Source organism: Alistipes sp. DJF_B185 (assembly GCF_964250025.1).
Taxonomy (GTDB): domain Bacteria; phylum Bacteroidota; class Bacteroidia; order Bacteroidales; family Rikenellaceae; genus Alistipes; species Alistipes finegoldii.
In genome coordinates this window covers 1-1,181 of the sequence record NZ_CAXUDY010000068.1, presented here as the reverse complement: position 1 = coordinate 1,181, position 1,181 = coordinate 1, and the positions used below count along the sequence as shown (strand labels likewise).

General features: G+C 56.4%; 1 protein-coding gene. It reads right to left on the bottom strand.

Annotated features, from left to right (window positions below):
- On the bottom strand, positions 1 to 1,181 hold a 1,181-nt coding region (locus ACESTR_RS16170; protein ID WP_373179447.1), incomplete at both ends, for a TraG family conjugative transposon ATPase.

The window sequence follows — 1,181 nt, the reverse complement described above, 5'->3', positions numbered from 1 at the left end:
CAGGCCTCCTCGACGATGAGCTGTTTGCGTACCCCCTTGAGCCGTCTCATCTTGTTTATGAAAGCCTCCATGATGATAATGGTGACCACGGGAAAAAGCTCCTTGTTTTCCTTGATGGAATCCACCTCGAAGACCACGAAGCGCTTCGAGAGCAGGTCGATGTTGGCCCGGGAGTTCAGAAGGAAGTCGTAGCGTCCGCCCTTATAATACTGCCGCAGGGTGATGAGCATGTTGTCGATGTTGAAATCCTCGCGGCTGACCCGGATCTCCCGCTCCTCCAGCTCGCGGCGGTAGTCGTCCCGCAGGTACTCGTAGAAACTGTCAAAACACGGCACGATATTCCGGTCAGCGCGGATACGCTCGATATAGGCGCTCACGGCACTGCCCAGCTCGCCGCTCTCGGTCTTCGTGATCTTGTCGTCCTCGGTTTTCCAGAGTGTCAGCAGCAGCGTCTTGATGCTGTCCTTCTTCTCCACGTCGAAATAGTAGTCGTCGGTGTAGAACGGATTGAAACTGATGGGATGTTCCTCGGTATAGGTAAAATACACGCCGTCCTCACCTTTGGTCTTACGCCGGATCAGCTCGCAAAGACCCTGGTAGCTGTTACCGGTATCCACCAGCACGACATGCGTGCCCTGCTCCCAGTATTGGCGGACTAAATGATTCATAAAGAATGACTTGCCTGACCCCGAGCCGCCTAACACGAATTTATTCCTGTTGGTAATGATCCCTTTTTTCATCGGTTCGTCCGAGATGTCCAGGTGCAGGGGCCTGCCGCTTATGCGGTCGCACAGCTTGATGCCGAAAGGGCTGGACGAGGATTTATAGTTGGTTTCCTCCGTGAAGAAACAGACCGCGGGCTCGATGAACGTGTAGAACGATTCCTCGGCGGGGAAATCCCCCGCGTTGCCCGGCATACCCGCCCAGTAGAGCGTGGCGGCGTCCACGGTGTTGTGGCGCGGGCGGCACTCCATCAGAGCGAGCTGGCTGCCCACATCATTGCGGATATGCCGGAGCTCCTGCACGTCGTCCGACCAGGCCAGCACGTTGAAATGGGCCCGGACGGATTGAAGACCGAACGAGTGCGCCTCGTTGAGATACTGGTCGATGTCGAGTAGGTCAGCCCCCTTACGGGAGCTTTCCCCTCTAAGAACCGTACGTGAGAGTTTCCCCTCATACGG